Annotated in this window: 3 protein-coding genes; all 3 read right to left on the bottom strand. The window is 55.8% G+C overall.

The features are described from left to right. Nucleotides 1-254: 254 nt before the first annotated feature. The 3 genes from ATHL_RS00160 to ATHL_RS00170 are packed head-to-tail and all read right to left on the bottom strand — an operon-like array spanning nt 255 to nt 1,416. Nucleotides 255-713 (bottom strand): hypothetical protein, encoded by a 459-nt coding sequence (locus ATHL_RS00160; protein WP_062188711.1) that lies wholly within the window; start codon nt 711-713, stop codon nt 255-257. A gap of 1 nt (nt 714) precedes the next feature. Then, nucleotides 715-1,128, bottom strand: coding sequence for a putative toxin-antitoxin system toxin component, PIN family (locus ATHL_RS00165; RefSeq protein ID WP_062188712.1), 414 nt, complete (start codon nt 1,126-1,128; stop codon nt 715-717). Nucleotides 1,129-1,131: 3 nt separating this feature from the next. Next, nucleotides 1,132-1,416: a type II toxin-antitoxin system Phd/YefM family antitoxin gene (locus ATHL_RS00170; RefSeq protein ID WP_062188713.1), complete on the bottom strand. Its 285-nt coding sequence runs from the start codon at nt 1,414-1,416 to the stop codon at nt 1,132-1,134. Nucleotides 1,417-1,620 lie beyond the last annotated feature (204 nt).

Genomic DNA, 1,620 nt, shown 5'->3' on the forward strand with positions numbered 1-1,620 from the left:
CGATCCGTAGCAAATCCCCATCATACAGTCCCACCCGGCGGCGGATGGAGCCCGGCAGAGTAATACGCCCATTGCTTGCTAACTGTACAACCTCATTTGCGCTCATTTTGCACCTCTGTTACGCAGAGGATACAACCGATTTGTCTAATTGTCAATATGGATTAATGGATAATTAACACCGCGGTTCAGCGGTCATTCTCCAGCATGGATTTTCATCCATCTCTATCAGGATTCGAAATACCTTGCTTTACCCCTCACGGTTCCACCTTGCGAATTTCCTCGTCGAACAGCAGGTAGAGCAGGATATCCACGCTCAGCTGGAGCAGAATACCCGGCTCTTCGTCCACCACTGCCCCCGGCGGGAGCAGTTCCATCGCCACCGCGTCCCTGCCCGGCATGGAGAGCAGATCCGCCACATACCAGCCTGTGACCTCTTCCAGCGTCAGTTCCATCGGTTCAGGGGGACGCACCCGGACGGCCTGCTCCACAGGGAGCATGAAGCCGTTATCCAGAATCAGCGCGGGCAGATCGTACTCCCCTGACTCCCGCAGGATGACGTCCCGCACCGTGCGATTGCCCGCCCTCTCTGCCAGCCACTCGATCAGGCACACCGGCTCCACGTTGCGCGCCACCTGCATCATCACACAGCCGTGCGTTTCACAGCGCTCAAACTCGTCCAGATCGAAATTGTGTTTGCTGAAGGCAATGCTCATGTTATTCCCCTTGTTTTTCCAACCAGAATTGTAAGAATTCCGCCGGTGAAAGTACTGGCAAAGGATGAACAAACGAAAAATGCCCCGGATTTCCTGTCACCAGAGCATCGGCATTCCCACTCACAGCCACCTCCGCAAAGGGTAAATCATCGGCGTCAGGGGCATCATCTACGGTCATTGGAGAGGCATTAATACCTTCGCCGGTAAAGATCAGGTATTCCATCAATCGCTGCACCTGCCGTTTCTCGAACCCAAAGCGGGGGCGTGAGAGCACATCCCGGTACTCCGAGAGAATGCGATCATCGTATACGATCCGCACCGATCCCGCCAGGATCAAATCCAGCACCCGCCCTGGAGAACCGAAAGGGTTGAGCAGCGCGGACACCAGCACGTTGGTATCGAACACGATGCGCACGTCCTACTTCCGCTCCTTCCGTACGGCCTGGATTTCAGCCTCGATGTCCGCCTCACTCAGCCGATCCAACCCACGTTCCTGGGCACTTTCCCGCATACGACGCACCGCCTGCTGGGCTCGTAGCCTTAGGATGGTCTCCAGCACCTGCTCCACTTCTCCAGGCTCAACCGAGAGCATCACCGCAAAGGGCTCGCCATCCCCGGTTACCACCAGGTGTCCGGCTTCCTTTAGCCTTCTCCGCAGTTCTCCCGGCGTATTGCGCAAGACGCGATAGGGTACAAAAGTCATTTCAACCTCCAGCGTAGTAATATTAGCTACAATTACTCTACCAAATTTCCGCCCCTGCGTCAATCCGGTTTTCTGTCACCCCAATCAGGCACCGCCAGGGCGCCAACCCACACGCTTATAATTCCCACCGCAATCAGCGGAATTGTCTGATTACTCATTCCCCAGAAGAACAGCCCAATCCCAACAAGCCATCCAGCCGCACTG

It is taken from the genome of Anaerolinea thermolimosa, from assembly GCF_001050195.2.
Taxonomy (GTDB): domain Bacteria; phylum Chloroflexota; class Anaerolineae; order Anaerolineales; family Anaerolineaceae; genus Anaerolinea; species Anaerolinea thermolimosa.

What these genes read in the sequence shown, in the direction of transcription:
- ATHL_RS00160 (WP_062188711.1), bottom strand. Translation starts at nt 713, where the DNA reads ATGAGCATTGCCTTCAGCAAACACAATTTCGATCTGGACGAGTTTGAG.
- ATHL_RS00170 (WP_062188713.1), bottom strand. Translation starts at nt 1,416, where the DNA reads ATGACTTTTGTACCCTATCGCGTCTTGCGCAATACGCCGGGAGAACTG.